Origin of the sequence: uncultured Parvibaculum sp. (assembly GCF_963975745.1) — a bacterium.
Classification (GTDB): Bacteria; Pseudomonadota; Alphaproteobacteria; order Parvibaculales; family Parvibaculaceae; genus Parvibaculum.
On record NZ_CAXBIB010000020.1, the window covers coordinates 1 to 24,032 of the forward strand.

Here is a 24,032-nt window from a genome sequence, read left to right on the forward strand (position 1 = left end):
CACTACAATCCAAATGCCACTCTCTTTTGCAGAGGAATCCCCAAGGGGAGGGTGGATTTAATCGGGAATCCTGTAAACCCGTTTGGCCGTGTCGTGAAACAGCGACGCCTTTTCCGCCACCGTGAATCCGCCGGCGATCTTCTTGAAGGCGTTCCACAGCACGCCATAGGAACAGGAAAGCTTGTCGACCGGGAAATTGCTTTCGAACATGCAGCGCGCCGGCCCGAAGACGTCGATCGCATGCAGATACCAGTCGCGCGTCGCGGCCACCAGTTCGTCCGAGGTCGGCGGCTTGGCCCGCTTGTGCCAGCCGAAGCCGTTGACCGCCATGTTGATGCCGCCGATCTTGGCGACGACATTGGGGCAGGCGGCAAGCTCGGCCACATCCTTTTTCCATTGCGCGAAGATCTCGGCGCGCTTGCCTTCGTAAGGGCCGATGCCGATCGGTCCGCCGAAATGATCGAAGATGATCGTCGTTTCGGGGAAAGCGCGGGCCAGTGCCGTCAGTTCGGGGATCTGGTGGTGATAGTGCCAGGCGTCGAAACTGAGGCCGTATGTCGCCAGCCGCGCAAAGCCCGCGCGGAAGCTTTCGAGCCCGAGCAGCCCTTGGGGCGGCAGCGTGTGCGAGGCGCGCACATCCGGGCTCGGATCGAAGGCGGAGGCATGGCGGATGCCGCGAAAGCGTTCCGGCGCGCGGGCCAGATGCGCCTCCAGCACCGCGTCGACCGCCGCGCCCAGCCGCAGATCGGCAAAGCCGACAATGCCGGCGCAGGCCCGCATTTCGCCGAATTGCCCGCTGGCCGATTTGGCGGCGATGCCGTTGACATATTCGGTCTCGCCGACCGGTTTCAGGTTTTCAGGCCCTGCGGCGCGATACATCGCCTTGCATTCGACGAAGACGGTGGCGCGGATATTGTGGCCCTGGCCGGTATCGGCCAGCAATTCGTCGAGCTCGTAGCGCGAGCCCGGATGGTCCCAGAGATGATGATGCGGGTCGATGATCGGCAGCCCGGGCTCGAGCGCCGCTTCCACAACCTGCGCCAGCCATTCCGCATTGCCCGCCATCATCGCCTCCCGGTGTTTCTTCGGGGAAGAGTGGCATTGAGGGCCACGAGAGGCAATCGGCTGTCTTGTGTGGGTATGAATTCGGACTTTAATCCAAATCCGTCATGACCCGGCTTGTCCGGGTCATCCACGTCTTTCTTACGAAGAATGCGTCAAGACGTGGATGGCCCGCATAAAGCGGGCCATGACGTACTTGATTTGATTCAGCGGGATGTTCGCCTCACCCCGCCCGGGCGAACTTCTTGCGTTCGTTGGGATCGAGATAGCGCTTGCGCAGGCGGATCGATTTCGGCGTCACTTCCACCAGCTCGTCCTGCTCGATATAGGCGATCGCCTGTTCGAGCGTCAGCGGCCGCGGCGGCGTCAGGCGCACGGCCTCGTCCTTCGAGGTGGTGCGGATGTTGGTCAGCTGCTTGGCCTTCAGCGGATTGACGATCAGGTCGTCGGGGCGCGCATTCTCGCCGATGATCATGCCCTCATAGACCTTGACGCCCGGCTGGACGAAAAGCGTGCCGCGCTCCTCGATATACCAGAGCGCGTAGGGCACCGCGTCGCCGGCGCCGTTCGAGATCAGCACGCCGTTGCGCCGGCCCTCGATTTCGCCGCGATAGGGCTCGTAGGCATGGAACATGCGGTTCATCACGCCGGTGCCGCGCGTGTCGGTCAGGAACTCGCCGTGATAGCCGATCAGGCCCCGCGACGGGCAATGGAAGATGATGCGGGTCTTGCCGGCGCCGGTCGGGCGCATGTCGATCATCTCGCCCTTGCGGTTCGAGATCTTCTCGATGACGACGCCGGTATATTCGTCGTCGACATCGACGGTGGCTTCCTCGATCGGCTCCAGGCGGTTGCCCTTCTCGTCCTCGCGATAGAGCACGCGCGGCCGCGAGATCGAAAGCTCGAAGCCCTCGCGGCGCATGTTCTCGATCAGCACGCCGAGCTGCAATTCGCCGCGGCCCGCCACTTCGAAGGCGTCGCGGCTCTCGCTGTCCGTCACCTTGATCGCGACGTTGGATTCCGCTTCCTTCATCAGCCGCTCGCGGATCACGCGCGACTGCACCTTGTTGCCTTCGCGGCCGGCCAGCGGGCTGTCGTTGATCGACACCGTGATCGACAGCGTCGGCGGATCGATCGGCAGCGCGTCGATCGCTTCGGTCACGGTCGGATCGCAGATCGTGTCGGCAACGGTGCCTTCCTCGAGGCCCGCAATCGCGACGATGTCGCCGGCCTTCGCCTCGTCGACAGGAATGCGCTGGATGCCGCGGAACGCCATCACGCGGGTGATGCGGCCCTTTTCCACCGTCGCCGCCTCGCCATCCTTGGGCTTGCGCAATACCTGCACCGGCAGGTTCGGCTTGACGATGCCCTTTTCGATGCGGCCGGTCAGGATGCGGCCGAGATAGGGGTCGCTTTCGATGGTCGTCACCAGCATCGCGAAAGGTTCCTGCTGCGAACCGTCGGTCAGCGCTTCGGGCGCGTGGAAATGCGTCAGGATCTTGGCAAAGAGCGGCGCCATGCCGTGGTCCTTGGCGTCAGGGGCGCTCAGGTCTTCCGTCGCCCAGCCTTCCTTGGCCGAGGCGAAGATGGTTGGGAAGTCGAGCTGCTCGTCGGTGGCGCCGAGGGCGGCGAAAAGATCGAAGGCTTCGATATGCACTTCGTCGGCGCGCGCGTCGGGGCGGTCGACCTTGTTGATCAGCACGATGGGGCGCAGGCCCAGCGCCAGCGCCTTCGATGTCACGAACTTGGTCTGCGGCAGCGGGCCCTCGGCCGCGTCGACCAGCAGCACCACGCCGTCCACCATCGAGAGGATGCGTTCCACCTCGCCGCCGAAATCGGCATGGCCCGGCGTGTCGATGATGTTGATGCGGGTATGGGTGCCGTCCTGCTCCCAGTCGACGCTGGTGCATTTGGCCAGAATGGTGATGCCGCGCTCGCGTTCGAGATCGTTCGAATCCATCACCCGCTCGGCAACCTGCTGGTTGTCGCGGAAGGTGCCGGACTGGCGAAGCAACTGATCGACCAGCGTCGTCTTCCCATGGTCGACATGGGCGATGATCGCGATATTCCGAATAGACATGATACCAGCCGGGCTAGGCGTTTTCGGGAAAGCGGGCTTCCGGCTTTCCGTCCGAAACGCGACAAAACAAAGAAACGGGGCGTTTTCGCGGTTCAGGCGACAACGCTTTCGCGGCCCGGCCGCGCGGCAAAGCTTGGCGCGGGGGCGGCCGAAATGTGCCGCCTTATATAACGGGGAGGGGGGTCGCCACAAGGTTTGCTTCGCAAGTGCGGAAAAGGGCAGATTGCCTTGCGTTTTTGGTAGTTTGACAGCGCCCGGCCCGGCCATGCTAGCACTTGGCACCGTCAACGCGCCCGGGGGTACCGTCCCGGCCTTCAGGGAGAGCCCCGCCGCATGTCCGCCCCGCGCGCCTCCCGCCTCTATGTTCTGGCCCTGGTCGCCATTCTCTGCCTCGTCTACACGGTCAGCCAGTTCCTGCGCTCGTCGACAGGCGTCATCGCGCCCAATCTGACGGCGGATCTCGGGCTGCAGCCTGAAGAGCTTGGCATCCTGTCGGGCGCCTTCTTTCTTTCCTTCGCGCTGATGCAGATCCCGGTCGGCATCCTGCTCGACCGCTATGGCGCGCGCCTGACCATGATCGGCTCGATCGGTGTCGCCGTGCTCGGCTGCCTGGTCTTCGCCATGGCCGAGGGCCGCACCGGGCTGACCGTCGCGCGTATCCTGATGGGCATCGGCTGTTCGGTGATGCTGATGGGCCCGTTGATGATCTATCGCCGCTGGTTCCCGGCCGATCGCTTCGCGGCGCTGACCGGCCTGCAGATTTCCATCGGCACGCTCGGCGCGCTGATGGCGACCGCGCCGCTCGCCTTCGCCGCCGAAGCGATCGGCTGGCGCGCCAGCTTCGTTCTCGCCGCCATCGTCACCGGCGTCCTCGCGGTCGCCATGGGTTTCATCGTGCGCGACGCACCGGCCGGCCATCCGGCATCCGACGCCCCGCGCGAAACGCTGGGCCAGAGTCTCCGGGGTCTCGGCGAGGTCGTCCGCCATCCGGCGGTGCCGCCGCTCTTCGTGATGATCTCGACCGGTTATGCGGTCTTCGCCGCCGTGCAGACGCTCTGGGCCTCGCCCTATCTCGCCGATGTGCACGGCCTCGACCTCACCGGCCGCGGCAACGTCCTGCTGCTGCTGACGGCGGGTCAGATCGTCGGCCTCCTCGTCTGGGGCTATGCCGAGCGCGTCTTCGGCAGCATCAAGAAGCCGATCATGGCCGGCGCCGCATTGTCGGCCGCCATTCTCGTCCTTCTCGCCGCGCTCGATGCGCCGCCGCTCTGGCTGGTCACGGCGCTCTTCGTGATCTTCGGGCTCAATGCCGGCTACACGCCGCTGCTGCTCGCGCATGGACGGCTGATCTTCCCGGACCGTCTCGCCGGGCGCGGTATCACCATCCTCAATTTCGGCAACATGGCCGGCGTCTTCGTGCTGAGTGCCTTGTCGGGCGTGCTGATCGGCCAGTTGCTGCGCATGGACTTCGGCTTCGACGTCACCTACCGCGCCGCCTTCGGCTTTCTCGCCCTCGTGCTTGTCGCGGCGGCGGCCTATTATTCGACGATCCCCGACACCAGTTCCCGCGCGCTGATCGACGGCGATTGAGGGCTGGGGTTCATTTCCCGGTTGTCGGCAGGCGTACGGCGATGGCGCGTGTCTCCAGCGTATCGAGAACTTCATCGATGTCGCGGACCCGTCCGGCGCGGAACTCAGCGATGCTTCGCCTCAACGCCGTGTACAGCGGGTCTTCTGTGAGCGGGTTATCGTCTGCCCTTGCCACGGCGGGATCTCCTCTCGAAAATTAAGCGTCCATGCTATCGATTGGATCGATGTATGAAAAGGAAACCCCCATCATTGGGAGGCGATTGAGAGGACGCGACATGGCCAAACAATTCCCGAGCCTCACGCCGGAGCTCAAGAGTTTCATCGGGCGCCAGCACATCTTCTTCACCGCCAGCGCCACGGGTGACAGCCGCATCAACCTCTCGCCCAAGGGGCTCGACGGCTTCCGCGTCGTGGGCGACAACGAGGTCTGCTATCTCGACCACACCGGCAGCGGCAACGAAGCGGCGGCGCATCTGAAGGCCGATGGCCGCATGACAATCATGTTCTGCGCCTTCGAAGGCTCGCCGATGATCCTGCGTCTCTACGGTCGCGGCCGCGTCGCGCGCAAGGGCACGGGCGGCTATGCGCGCTATCTCGAAAGTTTCTTCGACGGCAACGAGCCCCCGGGCGCGCGGCAGATCGTGGTGCTCGATGTCGAACTGGTGCAGACAAGCTGCGGCTTCGGCGTGCCGCTCCACGACTACAGGGAAGAGCGTCCCTCGCTGACGCGCTGGGCCGAAGCGCGGGGCGAGGACGGCATCGCCGAATACTGGCAGGAAAAGAACCGCGTCAGCATCGACGGGCTGCCGACCGGGGTGGAGTAGAGCGCAGCGGCCGCAACCCTGGAGATGGTTCCTATATGGGGATCGAGCGTTGCGCTGACAATTGGGGATATCTTTTCACGGCAGGGGGAAGCGTCTCTCGATACATTCCCCTTCTGTGGCGGCGACATGACGGGGGCGGAAATGCTGGAACAATTCGGTGACCGAATCTGGATTGCGGATGGCGCCGACACCGTCGAGGTGTTCGGGTTCCGCTATCCCACGCGCATGGCCGTCATCAGGCTGGCCGATGGCGGCCTCTTCATCTGGTCGCCGATCCCGCTTGTCGATGCGCTTCGCACGGCAGTCGATGCGCTCGGTCCGGTTCGTCACATCGTTGCGCCGAATTCGCTGCATCATTTGTCGGTCGCCGACTGGCAGCGCGCCTGGCCGGAAGCGAAGGTCTATGCCCCGCCGGGACTGCGGGAGAAGCGCAAGGACATTGCTTTCGACGACGATCTTGGAAATGAGCCGGACCCCGCCTGGGCGGGCGAAATCGATCAGGTCCTGATGGCCGGCAACGTCATCACGACCGAGATCGTGTTTTTTCACATCGCAAGCGGCACCGTGCTCTTCACCGATCTCATCCAGCATTTTCACGCCGGCTGGTTCTCCGGCTGGCGCGCGGTCGTGGCGAAACTCGACCTCATGGTGGCGCCCGAGCCCGCTGTGCCGCGGAAGTTCCGTCTGGCGTTCACCGACCGCCGGGCCGCGCGCCATGCGCTGGACCAGATTCTGGCATGGCCGGCCAGGAAGGTGCTGATGGCGCATGGAACGCCCGTGACCGAGGACGGCGCGGCATTCATTGGCCGGGCATTTCGTTGGCTCGCCAGCTAGGTCCGGCATCTGGTGCCGGTGCCGCCGGCGTCCCGTCCGCCCCCTGTGGGAGGGTCAAACGGCTGAAAGCCGTTTGGAGAGGGGTTGCGGGCGAACAGCCATGTACATCCGATGGCGTGTTCGTTCCGTCGGAGGGGTCCGCCCCTCCCCGAAACCTGCGCTGTGCGTTTGCCGCAGATTTCGGCCCTTCCGCAGGGGGAAGATTCCTGTTCCGTCATTGCCAGCGAAGCGACGAAGCAATGTCGATACTGATTGCTAGCCCGCCACCTCCATCGCTGTGCGCATCTCGACCGTCTCCTCCGTTCCCGGCATCTCTTCGAGCGCGAGGTTCGAGATGAACTGCCGGGCGCAGGCGTCCCAGGAAAAATTCATCGCATAGGCGCGCGCATCGTCGCGGTCGAGGCGCAACGCCCTCATGCAGGCGGTTTTCAGGTCCTCGTCGATCACACCGGCCTTGGTGCCGTCGGGCGTGAAAGCCAGCACATCGGCCGGTCCCTGCACCGGGTAGCCCGCAACCGGCGTTCCGGCCGCCATCGCCTCGATCAGCACCAGACCGAATGTGTCGGTCCTGCTCGGGAACACGAACACATCGGCTGCCGCATAGGCCGCCGCCAGTTCCTCGCCGAACAGCGGGCCGGCGAAATGCGCCTGCGGGTACTTCTTCTTCAGATGTTCGAGGCGCGGACCTTCGCCGACGATCATTTTCGTGCCGGGCAGATCGAGATCGAGAAAGGCTTCAAGATTCTTTTCGACCGCCACGCGGCCGACATTGAGCCAGACCGGCCGCGCAAGGCCCATCGGGTGTGCGTCCTGCAGGTCCTCGCGCGGCCGGTAGCGTTCGACATCGACGCCGCGCGACCAGATCACCGGCTCGCCGAAGCCGCGGTCCGTGAGTTCCGTCTGCAGGGAAGGCGTCGCCACCATCAGCGCGGTCGATTTCGCATGGAAGCGGCGCAGGAAGGCATAGCCCCATGCGAGCGGAATGCCGGTGCGCGCGTTGAGGTATTCGGCAAAGCGCGTGTGGAACGAGGTCGAGAAGGGAATCCCCTTGCGCAGGCAGAAGCGCCGCGCCGCGAGGCCGAGCGGTCCTTCGGTCGCGATATGAATGGCGTTGGGATTGGCCTGGCGGATGATCCGCGCGATCCTGGCGCCCGGGAAAAGCGCCAGCCGGATTTCCTTGTAGGTCGGCAGCGGCACGGTGCGGAAGAGATCGGGCGTGATGAAGGTCACTTCATGTCCCATCGCTTCGAGATGCTGCGTCAGCTGCTGCAATGTGCGTACCACGCCGTTGACCTGCGGCGGCGCGGCGTCGGAAACGATGACGATGCGCAAGGGTTCGGAAAAGCGGCCGACATCCTTCGGCAGCGGTTTGCCGCGCAGTCGGCTCAAGAGCCTCGCGACGCGGCGCTTCTTGCGGGGCGCCAGCGGGGGAAGCGGCGTAAGCGTGGTGCTCATGGCCATCAGGCGGCGCTCAATGCCGGCATGACGTCGTCCTCATGCGGTTCGGTCTCGAGATGGCCCAGGCCGTTCTCCCAGGAGAATTTCTGCCAGACGATCAGCGACAGGGCGCCGGTCTCGTCTTCCGACAGGGCCGTGCAGCTTTCGACCCAGTCGCCGTCATTGCAGTAGAGAATGCCGTCCATGTCGCGCATTTCGGCATGATGGATGTGACCGCAGACCACGCCGTCGACGCCGCGCTCGCGCGCCTCGCGGGCGACCGCCTGTTCGTAGCTCGAGATGTATTCGACCGCGTTCTTGACGCGGTTCTTGAGGTAGGACGAGAGCGACCAGTAGGAGAGGCCGAAGAAGCGGCGCACCTCGTGCAGCCAGTTGTTGAGCACCAGCGCCAGCCCATAGGCGCGGTCGCCGAGATGGGCGAGCCATTTGGCATATTTGACGACGCTGTCGAACTGGTCGCCATGCAGCACCAGCAGACGTCTGCCGTCGGCGGTCTCGTGGATCGCTTCGCCGGTCACGTCGATGCCGCCGAAATTGAGTCCGGTATAGTCGCGCAGCGCCTCGTCGTGATTGCCGGGCACATAGATGATGGTTGCGCCCTTGCGGGCCTTGCGCAGGAATTCCTGCACCACGGCGTTATGCGCGGCATTCCAGTACCAGGAGCGCTTGATGCGCCAGCCGTCGACAATGTCGCCGACCAGATAGAAGGTCTCGGCGTCGTTGTGGCGCAGGAAGTCGAGCAGCAGCTCGGCCTTGCAGCCCGGCGTGCCCAGATGAATGTCGGAGAGGAAAAGCGTACGGTGCTGCTTGCGGTGTTTGGGGCGCGGGCCGAGCAGTCTTTCGTCGAGGCCGTTGCGCCGCGCCTTTGCGCGGGCCGCCTCCTTGCGGGATGTCTTTGCCGATTTCGGCGGCGGCGCGGTCGCCGCCTCTTCCAGCCGTCTCGGCAAGCCCGTTTCGATCACTGTCATATTCGCGTCGATCGCCTTGTTGCACTCATCTTGCGTTGGTCGTCCTGCTTATCCCTGGTCGGCTGGCTCGCCTGTGCCGATCAATCTGGCTATAAGCGAATCGCCCGGCTGCGTTCGTCACGAATATGGGTGCGCCGCAACAAGGATTTGTGACATTTTTTTGACAGTTTGATGACAGAGGGGGGTAAGAGCCGTTCGGTGCTGCGTCGTTTCATCCATATTATTGTCAATCCGGCCGCCGGAAACCGCAACCGTGCGCTGCTCGATCGCGTCGTCGCGCGTCTGCGCGCGCATGGTGCCGATGTGGCGATCGAAGAAACGCAGGCGCCCGGTCATGCCACCGAGCTGGCGCGCGCGGCGGCGCAGGCGGGCCGGGCCGATGTGATCGTTGCGGCCGGCGGCGACGGCACGATCAACGAGGTCGCGCGTGGCCTGATGGGGCAGGGCGTTCCGCTCGGCATTCTGCCGCTCGGCACGGCCAATGTGCTAGCCATCGAGATCGGTCTTCGTCCGCAAGCAGACGAAATCGCGGCGATGCTGCGTAGCGGGCCGGCCGAATTGATCGGCACCGGCCTTGTCGACGGCGCGGTCTTCCTGCTGATGGTCGGCATCGGATATGATGGCGTGGTCGTGCACGGCATCGATCCGCGTCTCAAGCGCCTGTGGGGCAAGGGTGCGTTCATCTGGTCGGGATTGAAGGAATGGCTGCGCGGTCCGGGCCGGGATATCCGTCTTGTCGTCGACGGCCGGGAGAAGCGCGCGGCATGGGCCATCGTCACCAATGCGCGGCACTATGCCGGCCCCTTCGTGCTGGCGCCGCAATCCGACATCACCCTGCCGGGGCTAACGCTCTTTCTGCTGCATGACGGCAGCCGTTTCGGCCTTGCGCGCTTTCTGGCGGCGCTTGCCCTTGGCCGTGTGGCGCGATTACGCAGCGTCGAGATATTGCCGGCACGGCATATCGACGTCACAGCCCCGGCCGGTCTTGCCGTCGAAGTGGATGGCGACGCGCGCGGTCACCTGCCGCTGACGATCGAACAAGGGACGCAGTTCCTGCGCCTTGTGGTGCCGGGTCAGGCGGCGTCGGCACCGAAGCGCGGTCGGCCGAAGCCGTTGCGCGACGGCAGTGCGGCGGCGGCGGCCCAGCGGCCGTAATATTCGGCCAGCGATACCGACACGCCATCCGAGCCCATGATGCGCGCATGTTCACGGTTGAGGCGGCGCGGTTCGGTGACGCCGCAGGAATGCGCGATCACGCAGACTTCCTGCGTCACGCGTTCGGCATAGCGGCGTACGCGTTCGCCCTTGTCGGTCACGTCGAGGCCGCGCTGCAGGCGCTTGTTATGTGTGGTGATGCCGGTCGGGCAGGTGTTCTTGTTGCACTGAAGTGCCTGGATGCAGCCCAGCGAGAACATGAAGCCGCGCGCCGAGCAGACGAAATCGGCGCCGACGCAAAGCGCCCAGGCGACCTCGGCCGGCGTGATCAGCTTGCCGCTCGCCGTCACGCGGATGCGCGATTTCAGTTTGTGGCGTTCCAGCGTGTCGCAGAGGACGGGCAGGCTTTCCCAGATCGGCAGGCCGACATAGTCGATCAGCGGCATCGGCGCGGCGCCCGTGCCGCCATCCGCACTGTCGAGCGAGATAAAGTCGGGCGCATGTTCGATGCCGCGGCGGTTGATCTCGTTGCAGAGGTCGTCGAGCCAGTCATAGGCGCCGAGCACGAGCTTGAAGCCGGTCGGTTTGCCTGTCACGTCGCGCACATGGGCAACGAAGTCGAGCAGTTCGCCGATGCTGTCGACTTCGGGATGCCGGTTCGGGCTGATCGAATCGTGGCCGGCGGGAATGCCGCGAATGGCCGCGATCTCCGGTGTGACCTTCGAGCCCGGCAGAATGCCGCCCTTGCCGGGCTTGGCGCCCTGGCTCAACTTGATCTCGAACATGCGGATCTGTTCGTGGGCGGCCAGTGCGGCGAGCTTTTCGTCCGAAAGGGCGCCGTCTGCGTCGCGGCAGCCATATTTCGCCGTGCCGATCTGGAAGACGATGTCGGCGCCGCCTTCGAGATGGAAGGGCGACAGGCCTCCCTCGCCGGTATTGAGCCAGATGCCGGCCATGCGCGCGCCTTTCGACAGCGCGAGCACGGCCGGTCTCGAGATCGCGCCGTAGCTCATGCCGGAAATATTGTAGATCGATGCCGTACGGAAAGGTTTGCGCGCATAGGGACCGACCTCGATCAAGGCCGTCTCGGCTGCGTTGCGGTCGAGCGTCGGGAAGGGACAATTGGCAAAGGTCACCGTGCCAGCGGGGCGCAGATCGCGTGTCGAGCCGAAGGCGACAGTCGTATCGACGCCCTTCGCCGCGCGATAGACCCAGGCGCGCTGGGCGCGGTTGAAGGGGAGTTCCTCGCGGTCCATCGCGAAGAAGTACTGCCGGAAATATTCACCGAGAGACTCGAAGAGATAACGAAATCGGCCGATGACCGGATAGTTGCGCCGGACAGCATGCTTCGTCTGTGTGCTGTCGATCACGAAAAGAACAACGATTGCCAGCACGCCGCAGCCGATGCCGACAATGAAGAACGCCGACATGATGTCGACGATCTGCCAGATAACGGAATCGTTCAGGACGTCCGCCAGATCCTTCATCGTTCCGCCGAACGTGCCCATGCTCCGTGCCCCCGAATGTATGATATCCCCGTGGCCCTAGGCGCCGGGCAGGTCTGCCTCGGCAATGCGTGTCGGCCGTGCCGGTTCGAGCACGCGCGGCGGCGTGCGATGCGCATCGCCGCTTGCGACTTCGAATTCACCATCGGCGATCGACAGACGCAGGCCGACCGTCGCAGCTGCGGCCTCGCGGACATTCTGACCCGGCATTGGATCAAGCACTTTCGGCGCCGGACGCATGATGCTTGCCGTTGTGATCTCGGCGACCGGTTTCGGGTCCCGTGTCCGTTCCAGAGCAGGCGTGATCGCGGGCTTCAGCTCGGCCGATATGTCGATCCGTGGCGCGTGCTGCGCGGCCGGTGCGACGTAGGCGGCGTTGGCGATCCGGGTGCGTTCATTTTCCCAGATGCGGATGACGCGGGCGAAATAGCGGCCGCCGCGCGCGGTCGTCTGGGAATGGTAGTGCGCCACGGCCTTCGGCCAGCTTCGCGTCTGTGCATGAAGACGCTTCAGGAAATCGGCGCCATAGGCGACGTTGGTCATTGGGTCGAAGCCGTCTTCAAGGCTTGCGAAAGCGTCGGGATGATAGCGGAGGTTGACCTGCATGCAGCCGATATCGATCGAACGCATGCCATTGTCGAGCATGCGCCGCGTCGCGCGGACCGCTTCTTCCTTGCTCTTGAAATAGTATCCGCGGCCCTCGGCGTTGATGGTCCATGGCCAGGCGCGTGCCTGGCGCGTTCGGGCGTCGTAGCGGCCCGACTCGGCCAAGGAAACCGCGGTCAGCAATGCGCGCGGAAGTCCATTGGCCGTTTCGTGGTGAAGCGTGGCACGTTCGCAGAGAAGAGAGGGGTCCTCGACGCCGTCGCCGGCCCATGCCGTGCCCGCCAGAAGCAATGACAACGACAGGGCCGCGGCCGCGCTCGTTCCGTATCTGAAAAGGCGCGCCAAAGCGGCCATGCGTTCCACCTCTTGCCGTGAGGTCACGTGGCCACAGGGCCATGCAACGATTCATCGGTCATCATGGAGCATCGGCGTTAAGGAACGTTTGCTGTGAGTACCCTATTGACGCCCGGTTCATCTGACATGAAGTTCGCTGCGCTGCACACAGAGCCCATTGGGCCTGAAATATGTGCCCTTTGCCCAAGTATTTGGCAGAATTCAGCTATTTTCCGGGAGGAAATTTTTGTTTTGACCCTTGATTTGTGTGCAGTGCAATGTCATCTTGTGCATCGCGGCATCGGTTGAGGTTTCTCCCGTTGCCGTAGCCCTTCCTGGGCGTTTCCTCCCTAAACTTGGGCCCTGGTTCGCCAGGGCCCCTTTTTTTGTACCGGTCGACGTCCCGATGGCTTGGCGCTGCCGGCTGGTTCAGAACGCCGCCCCGCGTATGGACGGCGTCAGGGCGGCCCAGTCGCAGGTCGCCAGTTCGTCGATGAAGGCGGTCATGTTCTCCCGCATGCGATCGAAGGCGGGGATCGGCTCCAGCCGCGCCTCGTCCATATAGAGGGCCCGGTTGATCTCGATCTGCAAGGCATGGAGGCCACTGCGGGGGCGGCCGTAATGCTCGGTGTTGAAGCCGCCGGCATAGGGATTATTGCGGACGACGCTATAGCCCAGCCGCTGCAGAATCCGCTCCGCTTCGGCCGTTATGGCGCCGTCGCAGGAGGTGCCATAGCGATCGCCCAGGACAATATCAGGACGGTCCGCGCCACGGTCTTCGTCGGTCGGTCCGCCGACCGAGGGCATGGAATGGCAATCGATCAGGATGGCAAAGCCGAAGCGCTGGAGCGTGCGTTCGAGAAGGCTCTGCAGTGTGTCGTGAAACGGCATGTAGAGCCGCCGGATTCGTTCTTCGGCTTCAGCATAGGAGAGGGGTTCGCGATAGATTTCCGTCGCATCCGAAACGACGCGCGCAATCGTGCCGAGACCGCCGGCGACGCGCAGCGAGCGCGTATTCACATGCGGCGGCAGGGGCTCTGCGAACATTGCCGGGTCGAGTTCGTAGGGCTCGCGATTCGCATCGAGATAGGCACGCGGGAAACGCGCGTGAAGCAATGGCGCACCGCGGCCGACGGCGGCGCCGAAAAGCTGTTCGACAAAGCTGTCCTCGCTTCGACGCAACGTCAACGCGTCAAGGTTTGAGGCGGCGATGAACGATGCCGGGTAATGCCGCCCGCTATGGGGCGAACTGAAGACGAACGGAATCCGCTGGCCTGGCGGGTCTTCGACTATGACGGGGTGTTCAAAAAGGCTGATTTCGGCGGATTCCGAAGCCTGCGGCCCTGGCGTCGTCTTCAGTGTTGCGGGGGACAGGTCCATCGGGAATGATATTAAAATATCTGTTTTACCATTGTGAGTACGAATGCCGGAGCGCTTTGGAAAAAAGCATAGCATGACCATCTCGCCGAGGGCGACCCGCGCGGTGAAGGGGGAAAATTCGAGAGCAAGGTGGATCGCAAACGCCGTGCTTCATATGCTGTTTACTATTCGAATCCTAAAGTGGAACCCAGGTGGGGAGAGGGGATGGCCATTGGGCCGCAGGCCGCTCCCGCAGTGATGGACATCAAGGGACGGATCGGGCTGGACCTATGGCACGCATTCTGCTCGCAGAAGACGACGAATCCATGCGCCGGTTTCTGGCCAAGGCGCTCGAAAACGCGGGCCACGAAGTCGTGTCCTATGGACAGGGCGACGAGGCCCACCGGCGCCTCAAGGACGATGTTTTCGATATTCTGCTGACGGATATCGTGATGCCGGAGATGGACGGCATTGAACTGGCCCGCCTTGCGGCCGAGCTCGACCCGACACTCAAGATCATGTTTATCACCGGTTTTGCCGCCGTCGCGCTCAATCCGGAAGTGGCTGCGCCCAAGGATGCGAAGGTGCTGTCGAAGCCCTTCCATCTGCGCGATCTCGTGGCCGAGGTCGAACGCCTGATGGTCGCCGCCTGAGCAGCCCCGGCGCACGTTTCCAGACTGCGTTTCCAGCTTGTCTTTGAAGGGTATCCTCGCTATAGGAACGGCCGTCGGTGCCGGTTCGGTGCCGCCTCGCTGGCGCCCGCCGCCGGCGTTTGGGAATGGCAATGGGCGTGTAGCTCAGCGGGAGAGCACTTCGTTGACATCGAAGGGGTCACAGGTTCAATCCCTGTCACGCCCACCATTGCCTTCCGTGACTTAGCGGCATCCCCTTTCTTCCCGCGCTTCTCTCTGGGGCGCAACTGGGGTGTAATGCCCGCCTTTTTCATGTTTTCAGCGATGGTGTTGGCGGCCTTCTCTTTGTAGTCGGGGTGGAGGTGGACATAGTGCTGCTCAACCATCCTCGTATCGCTATGACCGAGAAAGGCCGCGATTTCCACCAGCGGCACACCTGCCTGCGCCAGCCACGAGGCGGCGGTGTGGCGCAGTGAGTAGGGCACCACGTCCTTGCCAAGCCCGGCGGCTTCAACGGTCCTTGCGAAAGCCTTCTTGATTGAGCCCAGCGGGTAGCCGCCGTAAGAAACGACATAGCCAGAGGTGGGGCGCCCCTTGTTGCGAGAGCGCCAGAATTGGGCGAGCTCGACTTCATTCTCCCACGCTTGCCGGAGCTCCGCCCACAGAACGTCCTGAAGCGGCATCACAGGCCGATGCTTTGCGTTCTGCGCCCTGCCGTTCGGATTGAGATAGATGCGCATTGCGTTGAAGTCGATGGCATCCCATTTGAGGTCAAGGATGGCATCCGGTCGGGCACCGGTTGTTATGCCCAGAAGAATGAAAAGGCGGATGTGCGGGGACTTCGTGGCATTGAGCAGCGCCGCAAGTTCCTCGGGCGTCAGCCACCGTTTGCGGGAATTGTCCTCGCGCTCCGGGTTGTAAATTTTCGGCGGGACGGGCAGGACGTGCGGACATTGCTCGCTAAAGTGATAAAGCGCGGCGCGCAGCACACTCAATTCCCTTTCGACGGTTGAGGCTTTAACGCCCGCGTCTATGCGGTGGTCGAGATATGCTTCCTGTTTATCAAAGTTGAGCAGGCGGACATCGAAGTCCTCGCCGAAATGCGAAACCATGTGAGCGCGGGTGTATCGCGCCTGTTCGGCGCTGGGCTGGCGAGCGATAGAGGCCAGATACTCGTCTAGGACGCAGGCGAGTGTCACCGCCGCAGGCTGTGCCTCTATTGCGCCTGTTGCCGTCTGCGAATGGGCCTGCTGTGGGATGTCGTGTCCGAGGATGAATCCTGCGAGCACTTTTTGAGCCGCAGCTTCTTCGGTCGTCTTGGTCGAGCGCAATACGGTCTTGCGCTTGACGGGGTCGTAGGTGGCGACATACCAGACGGGGCTGTCCGGGCGTTTTGTGAGCCAAAATTTGCCGGTGGATTGTCTGTTGTTGGGCATGCGACGGGCCTCCGTTGAGCATCGAGGAAAACACGGACCTGCTCTTGGGTGAACCTAATTTCGCCACCAATGGCGAAGTGTTCGATTTCCCGGCGGCGGGCCAGACGCCGAACGGCGCGCACATCAAGAGCCAGAAGAGAGGAAACCTCTTCCGGCGTCATAAGCGGGCTTTTTAATGCCCCGTTGATGCCTGCCATCTGCGTCATGGCGGCGTATATGGTCTTTTTTTGAAAACAAGAGCCGGAATCAAAAATTTTTTGGAAGCTGGAATAGTTTACAGTTTCATTTGGCAAGACTGGGGTAAAAGCACTGGCTTTGTTCTGCGGCGCCCTTTTTGTTGGTTTTGAATTGCCCACGGGCGCATTCGCGGTGTGGTGGTGCTTTTGTTCCAGCGACTACTAGGAGGGGAGGGGGCAGTGCTGGGTATATTTCGTCGCGCAGCTGCGGCACGAAATGTGGGCAATGCGATGCTGGCAATAAACGCCATAGGGAGGTCGCTCGCTGAATTAGAATCGCATGCTGAGAAAAGCCGAATTCTTGCCTCTGCGTATGGAACATTCCTTATTCTTACGCATCGAATTGACGCTCCGGACCATTCTCGCGAATGGGAGGCAAGCGACCCAGACTACTGCGAACCAGCTTTGGCGCAGATTGCGGGCAATTCCACAAGGAAACAGCTCACTGCGGAAATCGTCTCCATTGAATACCTCTTTCATTCGATGGTGTGTGCTTGGTGTTCGATAATGGCGGCGCCGCGCGGAACGCCCGGACGACTTGAGGCGTGGAAACTGCTGTCGCCTACGATGTTGAAAATTAAGAATGAAGCATATTTGTGGATGAAGGAGACGAATGGTCTGGAGGACTCGCAAATCGCTTCCTCCATCGTTGAAGAGCAGAATTTTTCCCCGAAGGAAGGTCTGGGTGTTGGAGTTGAACCTGCTGAAGTTGACCGTGACAGATACAAGTGGGTTTTTTGGGGGGTGGGTTTTTTGATGATATTTCTGATATACGCATTGACCTGAAGCGATGTTGTTCGCTGGCGATACTTATTGCTTCCGCAGACATACGTACGCCCTCCCCTTAAGGGGAGGGCGTACGTATGTCTGCGGCTGCTGTTCTTAAAGCAGTCTGAATAACTAGCCCGCTGTTGTTTTTCGTCCTGAGCGCGACGGACCCATATGGAAATCATCCCGACCAGATGGTCTTCCGCATGGAGCAGCAGCGATGAAACAAACACCGTCCACAATTTTCGCCCGTTCGTTCGCGGACGACGCAAAATCCCTCGGTTTCACGACTCTGCCGGATGTGCTCGGACGCGAATTCCCGCTTCACCTCGTTCGGGGTCTCTTCCCGCAGGTCGGGACGACATGCCTCTACGGTGCGCCGGGCACCGGAAAATCATTCGTCGCCCTCGATGCCGTGCTCTCCGTAGCTGCGGGTCTCGATGTGCTCGGCCGCAGTAGCCTTCAAGGGGCCGCTATCTATCTCTCGACGGAAGGCAACTCTGGCCTGCGGGCGCGAGCTACTGCGTGGGCTCTGGCGCGCGGCATCGACATATCAGATTTGCCGGTCGCACTCATCGAAGAGCCGATGCGCCTGCGTGAGTCGGGGGTCGTTGCTACGCTCGTCGACAGCATCAAGCAACTTGAGGCGAGCTCTGGTGTGCCTTGCCGCTTCGTCTGTGTAGACACGCTCTCCCAGTGTCTTTTTGCGGATGAAAGCGGGCCAGAACCCATGGCCGAATTTACTAGAGAGATGACGCGAATTGCCAAGGCCCTCGGAACGCAAGTTTGCGTTATCCATCACATGGGAAAGGACAAGACGAAGGGGCCGCGCGGCAGCTCCGTCATCAACGGTAATTTCGACACGTTGTTGGCGCTCAATGAGGGCGATTGCGAGGGGCATATTGTGTTGAGCGCCGAGAAGCAGAAGAACGACAACAAGATAGCTTTGTCCATCACGCTCGAACGGGTCAGGTGCGGCGTGGATAGCGAAGGGGAGGCTGTCTATTCGCTGGCTGTTGCGAGCGATAGTGGCGCCGCAGTCGAGACCCACAACGACAATCAGTCCGGTTGTCAGTCGCTCTCTCCAGTTGGAGAAAGAGTTCTTGCGGTGCTGCGGGAGGCCGGGGTTGAAGGGCTTGATGCCCTCGAATGGCGCAAGCGAGCACAAGCGGCAGGCATTGGCCCGGAGCGGCCCGCGACCGCGCACGAGTGGATTAAGAAGCTTGTGGCCCGCGGGTTTGTTGAGGCGCGCCCGGATGGCACGCATATCGTGCGGGAGTAGTCTGGATGGCGATTGCCACCGCCTCAAAGACGCGGCGGTCGTCACCTTGCGGCCCATCGTGCGCCTAGCGCCGCAGGCCCGACATTTGTGAGCGCCCGCAAGAGGCTGGCGAACAAATATAGTCGGTCTCTAGGTTTCTTCTCCCGTCCAAAAACATACGCCGCGCATTTGACCGCTCCCAATCGGTTCCTAGGTAGACCGGAGAAAGGGGCGGTGATGACGTTTCAGTTTCTCCATATCGACACTGTTGCCCGCGCCGTCCCGAAGAAGGCGACCGCCAAGCGGTGGTCCTTGCGCGATGTGCTGGCGGAAGCTGGTCGGGATACCGCTGCGTGCCCACACATCGAAGCTCCACGACCGCCGAGGCGCCTCTTCGGCCTAGCCTTGCCCGAAGTCGAGCGGGCTACTCTCTGCCAGGCCGAAGAGGCGCGAGATGCGAAGGACCGGAAACTGCGCAAGGACGCGCCCGTCATGCTCGCCGGAGTGCTTTCCTATCCAGTGGCCGTTGCTGACATGAACGAGTGCGCCCGCGTCGATTACGCGGCGTGGGAGATGCGCTCCTTGCGGTGGCTCTCCAATCGCTACGGCAACACGCTGGCATCGGTCGTGCGTCATGAGGACGAGACCTATCCACATCTCCATTACTTCATCGTGCCGCACCTCACGGGCGACAAGCGCCTAGATTTTGAGGCTGTCCATCCCGGCATCGCCGCGCGGGAGGCCGAGAAGCGCGCAGGCAAGAGTGCCAAGGAAGCCAACAGGGCCTATTGCGAGGCCATGAGGGGCCTACAGGACGATTTCCATGCCCATGTAGGCCAGTTCCACGGACATCTACGGGAGGGGCCGCGCCGGCGTCGTCTCTCTCGCGGGGCTTACTTGGCAGAGAAGCGCAACGCAGCACGGAGGGCAGAAACGATGACCAACGCGGAAAGCCGATTGACTGAATTGGAGGCGTTCAAGCTGGCCGCAGCCGGGGCGGACAAGGTTCAGCACCGGGCACAACTCCTCGAAGGGGAGGTTTTGAACCTTCGTGAAGAGAACCGGTGCTTGAAGTGGGAGGTGGCCGACCTCGGCCCCAAGCTTGAGGCTGCCGAAGGCAAGGCGGAGAAATACCGATTCGACGCTTCCCGGACGGCAAAGGCCTTCGGCTTGCTCGTTGCTCTCATCACCACGGGCCGTGACCGCTTCCGGGTGGCGTTGCTCTCCATGTCTCGGCCTCCGCAAGTCGGGAAAGAGGTCTGGCAGCGCCTCCGGGCATTCCTGACCGGCGAGGAAGACGACGATGGCAGCGGGCTTGAGCGCCGGAGGCAGGGCTACGAGCGGGAGTAGGGGGGCCTTGTGCCGCTTCGCCCTGCTGGGGTGCAACTGGGGTGCAATTATCTCGAAAAGCGCCGCTTTCGGACCAAGCGGGGACGCCTTTTCCCTTTTCTTTCAATGGGTGTCGAATCTGCGCCCCTTCTTGACATCGAAGGGGTCACAGGTTCAATCCCTGTCACGCCCACCATTGCCGGACCTGTCGCCTGTCATCGCCATAATGTGAGCCGATGCTGGCAAATTGCCATTTTCCTGCTCGTATAAATGACCTATTCCAGAATGCCCGAGACGGCCTGCATGGCAGGCCGCCAGGCTTTCCGTCTTTCGACATGGCCAGGTCCCGTTTTGTCGCCGGTCCAGCAAGCGAATTTTCATGCAGTCCCTGAAAGAGCTTCTCCCGAAACAATTGTCGCCCCGCATGATCGCGGTCGGACTCCTCGCCGTGTTCGGCGCATTGGTGGTCATTCTCTTTGCCTACCGGCTCTATGATCGCTTTTCCGGGCAGCAATGGGGCGGATTTCCGCCTCCCGTTGTCGAGGTGATCGAGGCGCAGGTTGCCCCGATTCTCGTGCGCGTATCGGCGCTCGGCACGCTTCAGGCCGATCAGTCGATCGTCTTGACGCCCGAAATCCAGGGGATTGTCACCAGCATCGACTTTACCGACGGACAGCGGATCGAGGCGGGCGAAGTCGTGCTGCGGATCAACGACGATGACCTGAAGGCACGTCTGGCGCAAGCCGAAGCGCGGTTGACGCTGACTCGTGCCAACTACCAGCGCGCCGAGCAGCTCGTCCGCCAGGGGTCGGGGACCGCGCGCGCGCGCGATGAAGCCCTCAACGATTTCAAATCGGCCGAAGCCGAACTGGCTGCGGCACAGACAGCGCTCGACAAGGCGACGATCAAGGCGCCGTTCTCGGGCATCGTCGGATTGCGGCAGGTCAGTCTCGGGCAATATCTCACAGCGGGCGAACCGATCGCGACGCTGGCAGATGTCGACAATCTGCGTATCGATTTCCGGGTGTCGGAGGTTTTCCTGACGCGAATTCGCAAAGGCCAGAAGATCAGCATCGTGTTCGATGCGTTGCCGGGCGAGGCCTACGAGGGCATGGTCAGTGCCGTCGATCCGGTGGTCAGCGTCGAAGGGCGCGCGCTCAGCGTTCGCGCTTTGCTTTCGAATGAGGACGGCCAGTTGCGCCCCGGCCTGTTCGGGCGCGTCGATATCGTGACCGAAACGCGGGACTCGATCCTGGTGCCCGAGTCAGCGATCGTGACCGACCAGACTGGCGGCAGAGCGGTGTTCGTTGTGGTCGATGGACATGCCAGCCTGCGCACGGTGACGATCGGCGAGCGACAGCCCGGTCAGGTCGAAATCGTCTCGGGCATCGAGGCGGGCGAAACCGTCATCGTTGCCGGGCAACTCAAGGTTCAGGATGGTGCGTCCGTAGAGCCGATTTCAGCGACTGGCGATCAGCCCGATCCCGATCCGGCCGGGTAGCGGGAGCGGATCATGCATATTTCCGAGCTGTTCATCCGTCGTCCGGTCTTTGCCACCGTCGTCAGCCTCATCCTGATGCTGATCGGCATCGTGTCCTACGACAGATTGTCGGTGCGCGAGTACCCGGAGATCGACGAGCCGGTGGTGACCGTTACCACGGTGTATCGCGGTGCCAGTGCGTCGGTTGTCGAACGCGAGGTGACGCAGCCGCTCGAGGATTCGATGGCCGGCATCGAAGGAATCGAAGTGTTGTCTTCGGCCAGCCGTCCCGAAGAAAGCCAGGTTACGGCCCGATTTACGCTGGCTACCGATCCCGATGTCGCCGCGAGCGACGTACGCGATCGCGTCGGCCGCGCCCGCGGCCTTTTGCCGACCGATGTCGACGAGCCGATTATCGCCAAGGTCGAGGCCGATGCGCAGCCGATCATGTATATCGCGTTCAAGAGCGATCGCATGTCGTCACTGGAGATCACCGACTATCTGGACCGCATCGTCAAGGATCGTCTGCAGAACCAACCAGGTGTGGCGCAGGTCAGCATTTTCGGCGGCCGCGAATATTCGATGCGCATCTGGGTCGATCGTGCGCGGCTGGCCGCCTACAATCTGACGGTGCAGGATGTCGAGAATGCCATCCGCGCCCAGAATACCGAAATCCCATCGGGCCGTATCGAGAGTCTCGATCGGGAGTTCACGGTGCTGGCCAAGACGGCGCTGCAAACGCCGACGGAATTCGAGAATATCGTCGTCAAGGAAAGCGACGGATTCCAGGTCCGGCTTTCACAGGTTGCACGGGTGGAAGTCGCGGCGGCCGACGTGCGGCGATCGGCGACCTATAATGGCGAGACTTCGATCTCGCTCGGCGTGGTCAAGCAGGCAACGGCCAATCCGCTCGAAGTTGCGGCCGCCGTGCGGAAGGCGCTTGACGACCTCGCGCCGTCCCTGCCGGAAGGCATGGCCTCGTTCGTCGGCTACGACACATCCGTCTTCATCGCCGAATCCATTCGTTCGGTCTATGAAACGATCGTCGAAGCCATCGTTCTGGTGGTGCTGGTGATCTTCGTCTTCCTGCGAACCGTGCGGGCGTCGTTCATTCCGGTTGTTACGATTCCGATCGCACTGATCACCAGTTTCGCGATCATGCTGATGTTCGGGTTCAGCATCAACACGCTGACGCTGCTTGCAATGGTGCTCGCGATCGGTCTCGTGGTCGACGATGCCATCGTCATGCTCGAAAACATCTACCGTCATATCGAAATGGGAAAGACCCCTTTCCAGGCCGCCATTGACGGGTCGCGGGAAATCACCTTCGCGGTGATCGCCATGACGCTTACGCTTGTTGCGGTCTATGCACCGGTCAGTTTCGCCGAAGGACGCACCGGCAAGCTCTTTCTCGAGTTTGCCCTGACGCTGGCCGGCGCCGTGGTCGTGTCGGGGTTTGTGGCACTCACCCTCACACCGATGCTCTGTTCGAAACTGCTGCGCCACGAAACAAGCCAGAGCCGCCTACAGCGCTGGCTGGGCGACAGGCTCGACGATCTCGATGTCGGATACAAGAAACTGCTGCAACGCGCGCTCGCGCGGCAGCGGATGGTGGTGACGGTTGCCGTGATCGTCGGTATTTCCTGTGGCGGCCTGATGATGTTGCTGCAGCGGGAACTGGCGCCGCTTGAGGACCGTGGCACATTGCTCGTGGTCGGGCAGGCCCCGCAGGGTGCAACGCTGGAATTCTCGGCCCGTTACGCCCGGCAGATCGAAAAGATCTACGTCGATATTCCCGAGGTGGCCGGCTATCTGGTCGTTTCCGGCTTTCCGCAGATCACCGATCTTGTGTCCTTCTCGCGTCTCATTCACTGGGGTGATCGAAGCCGTACCCAGCAGGAGATCGTCAACGAGATCCAGCCGCGGCTGGGACGCATTCCTGGAATTCTCGCCTTTGCGATCAACCCGCCGTCGCTGGGGCAGAGCGGACGTTCGTTGCCGGTCGAATATGTGATCCAGGCATCCGGCACCTATGAGGAGCTCGAGCAATTCGTCAACCGGATGATGCAGGAGATTCGTCAGAACCCGGGCTTCGTCAATCCGGACACAAATCTCAAGCTGCAGAAGCCGCAACTCGACATCGAAGTCAATCGTGACAAGGTCGTGGATGCGGGTATTGACGTGGCGACGGTCGGGCGGACGCTGGAGACGCTTCTGGGGGGGCGCCGGGTGACGCGCTACGAGCAGGGCGGCAAACAGTATGACGTGATCGTTCAGGTCGCCGACGAAGAGCGCCAGACGCCCGACGACATCAGCAATATCTATGTCCGAGGCGGTCAAGGCGACATGGTGCAGTTGTCGAACCTCATATCCGTCACGGAAACCGTGGCCCCCAATGCGCTCAACCGGTTCAACCAGCTGCGGGCGGCAACGATATCGGCCAATCTCGCGCCAGGTTATTCGATGGGCGAGGCGCAAGCCTTCCTCGACGAGACCGCGCAGCGGCTGCTGCCGGCAACCGCGCAAACCGATGTCGACGGACAGCTTCGCGAGTTCGTCAAGTCGTCCAACACGATTGCCATAACCTTTGTTCTGGCGTTGCTGTTCATCTATCTGGTTCTCTCGGCACAGTTCGAGAGTTTTCTCGATCCACTTGTCATTCTGGTCAGTGTCCCGCTGTCAATCGCCGGGGCGCTGCTGCTGCTGTTCCTGACCGGCACAACGCTCAATATCTACAGTCAGGTCGGGTTGATCACGCTGGTCGGATTGATCAGCAAGCACGGCATCCTGATCGTCGAGTTTTCCAATCAGTTGCGCGCGCGGGGGCGCCCGGTCTACGAGGCGGTGGTGGAAGCGTCCGGACTTCGCTTGAGGCCCATTCTGATGACGACCGGCGCCATGGTGCTCGGTGCGATGCCGCTGGCACTGGCGAGCGGCGCAGGGGCCGAAAGCCGGCGCTCGATCGGCCTCGTCATTGTCGGCGGGATCAGCTTCGGTACCCTGTTGACACTGTTCGTCGTGCCGACGGTCTATCTTCTGCTGGCGGGCTGGCAGGAACGCCGACAGGCGGCACGGACCGGGCGGGATGCGCCGGTGCCGGCCGAATAGCCGTTAGC

At 62.4% G+C, this 24,032-nt stretch carries 20 protein-coding genes and 1 tRNA gene; 13 read left to right on the forward strand and 8 right to left on the reverse strand.

Annotated features, from left to right (window positions below):
- Positions 1 to 57: 57 nt before the first annotated feature.
- Both AAC071_RS14330 and typA read right to left on the reverse strand, forming a co-directional pair.
- A complete protein-coding gene (locus AAC071_RS14330) occupies positions 58 to 1,065 on the reverse strand; it encodes an amidohydrolase family protein (protein ID WP_339833726.1) in 1,008 nt (335 codons plus the stop codon).
- A gap of 220 nt (positions 1,066 to 1,285) precedes the next feature.
- Entirely contained in the window at positions 1,286 to 3,142 is a 1,857-nt protein-coding gene (gene typA / locus AAC071_RS14335; protein ID WP_339833729.1) for a translational GTPase TypA, read from the reverse strand.
- A gap of 333 nt (positions 3,143 to 3,475) precedes the next feature.
- Here typA and AAC071_RS14340 point away from each other — a divergent pair, with 333 nt between their 5' ends.
- Complete coding sequence (locus AAC071_RS14340; protein WP_339833732.1) at positions 3,476 to 4,732, forward strand: MFS transporter; 1,257 nt, start codon at positions 3,476 to 3,478, stop codon at positions 4,730 to 4,732.
- Between the two features lie 10 nt (positions 4,733 to 4,742).
- On the opposite strand, the gene AAC071_RS14345 is transcribed toward AAC071_RS14340, so the two are convergent.
- The gene (locus tag AAC071_RS14345; RefSeq protein ID WP_339833734.1) at positions 4,743 to 4,907 is read right to left on the reverse strand and encodes a hypothetical protein; all 165 of its coding nucleotides are present in this window, start codon (positions 4,905 to 4,907) and stop codon (positions 4,743 to 4,745) included.
- 100 nt (positions 4,908 to 5,007) lie between these two features.
- On the opposite strand from AAC071_RS14345, the gene AAC071_RS14350 reads away from it, so the two are divergent.
- Together AAC071_RS14350 and AAC071_RS14355 are read left to right on the forward strand one after the other, a co-directional pair.
- On the forward strand, positions 5,008 to 5,556 hold the full coding sequence (locus AAC071_RS14350) for a pyridoxamine 5'-phosphate oxidase family protein (RefSeq protein ID WP_339833737.1): 549 nt from the start codon (positions 5,008 to 5,010) through the stop codon (positions 5,554 to 5,556).
- Between the two features lie 141 nt (positions 5,557 to 5,697).
- Positions 5,698 to 6,390, forward strand: a complete 693-nt coding sequence (locus tag AAC071_RS14355) for a DUF4336 domain-containing protein (RefSeq protein WP_339833740.1) — start codon at positions 5,698 to 5,700, stop codon at positions 6,388 to 6,390.
- 255 nt (positions 6,391 to 6,645) lie between these two features.
- On the opposite strand, the gene AAC071_RS14360 is transcribed toward AAC071_RS14355, so the two are convergent.
- Both AAC071_RS14360 and AAC071_RS14365 read right to left on the reverse strand, forming a co-directional pair.
- Positions 6,646 to 7,845 (reverse strand): glycosyltransferase family 1 protein, encoded by a 1,200-nt coding sequence (locus tag AAC071_RS14360; RefSeq protein WP_339833742.1) that lies wholly within the window; start codon positions 7,843 to 7,845, stop codon positions 6,646 to 6,648.
- 5 nt (positions 7,846 to 7,850) lie between these two features.
- Positions 7,851 to 8,816, reverse strand: a complete 966-nt coding sequence (locus AAC071_RS14365) for a UDP-2,3-diacylglucosamine diphosphatase (protein ID WP_339833745.1) — start codon at positions 8,814 to 8,816, stop codon at positions 7,851 to 7,853.
- Between the two features lie 198 nt (positions 8,817 to 9,014).
- Here AAC071_RS14365 and AAC071_RS14370 point away from each other — a divergent pair, with 198 nt between their 5' ends.
- Positions 9,015 to 9,971 carry a diacylglycerol kinase family protein gene (locus AAC071_RS14370; RefSeq protein ID WP_339833747.1) on the forward strand — a complete coding sequence of 319 codons (957 nt, stop codon included), beginning with the start codon at positions 9,015 to 9,017 and terminating at the stop codon, positions 9,969 to 9,971.
- Here the strand turns inward: AAC071_RS14370 and AAC071_RS14375 are convergent.
- The 3 genes from AAC071_RS14375 to AAC071_RS14385 all read right to left on the reverse strand — a co-directional run bounded on the left by AAC071_RS14375 (position 9,890) and on the right by AAC071_RS14385 (position 13,795).
- The gene (locus AAC071_RS14375) at positions 9,890 to 11,479 is read right to left on the reverse strand and encodes an FMN-binding glutamate synthase family protein (protein WP_339833749.1); all 1,590 of its coding nucleotides are present in this window, start codon (positions 11,477 to 11,479) and stop codon (positions 9,890 to 9,892) included. The genes AAC071_RS14370 and AAC071_RS14375 overlap by 82 nt on opposite strands.
- A 36-nt stretch (positions 11,480 to 11,515) precedes the next feature.
- Positions 11,516 to 12,436 (reverse strand): transglycosylase SLT domain-containing protein, encoded by a 921-nt coding sequence (locus AAC071_RS14380; protein ID WP_339833752.1) that lies wholly within the window; start codon positions 12,434 to 12,436, stop codon positions 11,516 to 11,518.
- 408 nt (positions 12,437 to 12,844) lie between these two features.
- Positions 12,845 to 13,795 carry an N-formylglutamate amidohydrolase gene (locus tag AAC071_RS14385; protein ID WP_339833754.1) on the reverse strand — a complete coding sequence of 317 codons (951 nt, stop codon included), beginning with the start codon at positions 13,793 to 13,795 and terminating at the stop codon, positions 12,845 to 12,847.
- A 269-nt stretch (positions 13,796 to 14,064) separates the two neighbouring features.
- Between AAC071_RS14385 and AAC071_RS14390 the strand changes: the two genes are divergently transcribed.
- The 9 genes from AAC071_RS14390 (at position 14,065) to AAC071_RS14430 (ending at position 24,024) form a co-directional block, all read left to right on the forward strand.
- Positions 14,065 to 14,427: a response regulator gene (locus tag AAC071_RS14390; RefSeq protein ID WP_339833756.1), complete on the forward strand. Its 363-nt coding sequence runs from the start codon at positions 14,065 to 14,067 to the stop codon at positions 14,425 to 14,427.
- Between the two features lie 133 nt (positions 14,428 to 14,560).
- Positions 14,561 to 14,635: transfer RNA gene (locus tag AAC071_RS14395), tRNA-Val, on the forward strand.
- A gap of 385 nt (positions 14,636 to 15,020) precedes the next feature.
- On the forward strand, positions 15,021 to 15,419 hold the full coding sequence (locus tag AAC071_RS14400) for a hypothetical protein (RefSeq protein WP_339833758.1): 399 nt from the start codon (positions 15,021 to 15,023) through the stop codon (positions 15,417 to 15,419).
- Positions 15,420 to 15,856: 437 nt separating this feature from the next.
- Positions 15,857 to 16,018, forward strand: a complete 162-nt coding sequence (locus AAC071_RS14405; RefSeq protein WP_339833760.1) for a hypothetical protein — start codon at positions 15,857 to 15,859, stop codon at positions 16,016 to 16,018.
- A gap of 240 nt (positions 16,019 to 16,258) precedes the next feature.
- The gene (locus AAC071_RS14410; RefSeq protein ID WP_339833763.1) at positions 16,259 to 16,864 is read left to right on the forward strand and encodes a hypothetical protein; all 606 of its coding nucleotides are present in this window, start codon (positions 16,259 to 16,261) and stop codon (positions 16,862 to 16,864) included.
- 202 nt (positions 16,865 to 17,066) lie between these two features.
- Positions 17,067 to 18,128: an AAA family ATPase gene (locus AAC071_RS14415; RefSeq protein ID WP_339833765.1), complete on the forward strand. Its 1,062-nt coding sequence runs from the start codon at positions 17,067 to 17,069 to the stop codon at positions 18,126 to 18,128.
- Positions 18,129 to 18,344: 216 nt separating this feature from the next.
- On the forward strand, positions 18,345 to 19,457 hold the full coding sequence (locus tag AAC071_RS14420; protein ID WP_339833768.1) for a plasmid recombination protein: 1,113 nt from the start codon (positions 18,345 to 18,347) through the stop codon (positions 19,455 to 19,457).
- Positions 19,458 to 19,815: 358 nt separating this feature from the next.
- On the forward strand, positions 19,816 to 20,937 hold the full coding sequence (locus AAC071_RS14425; protein ID WP_339833771.1) for an efflux RND transporter periplasmic adaptor subunit: 1,122 nt from the start codon (positions 19,816 to 19,818) through the stop codon (positions 20,935 to 20,937).
- 12 nt (positions 20,938 to 20,949) lie between these two features.
- Positions 20,950 to 24,024 (forward strand): efflux RND transporter permease subunit, encoded by a 3,075-nt coding sequence (locus AAC071_RS14430; RefSeq protein WP_339833774.1) that lies wholly within the window; start codon positions 20,950 to 20,952, stop codon positions 24,022 to 24,024.
- Positions 24,025 to 24,032 lie beyond the last annotated feature (8 nt).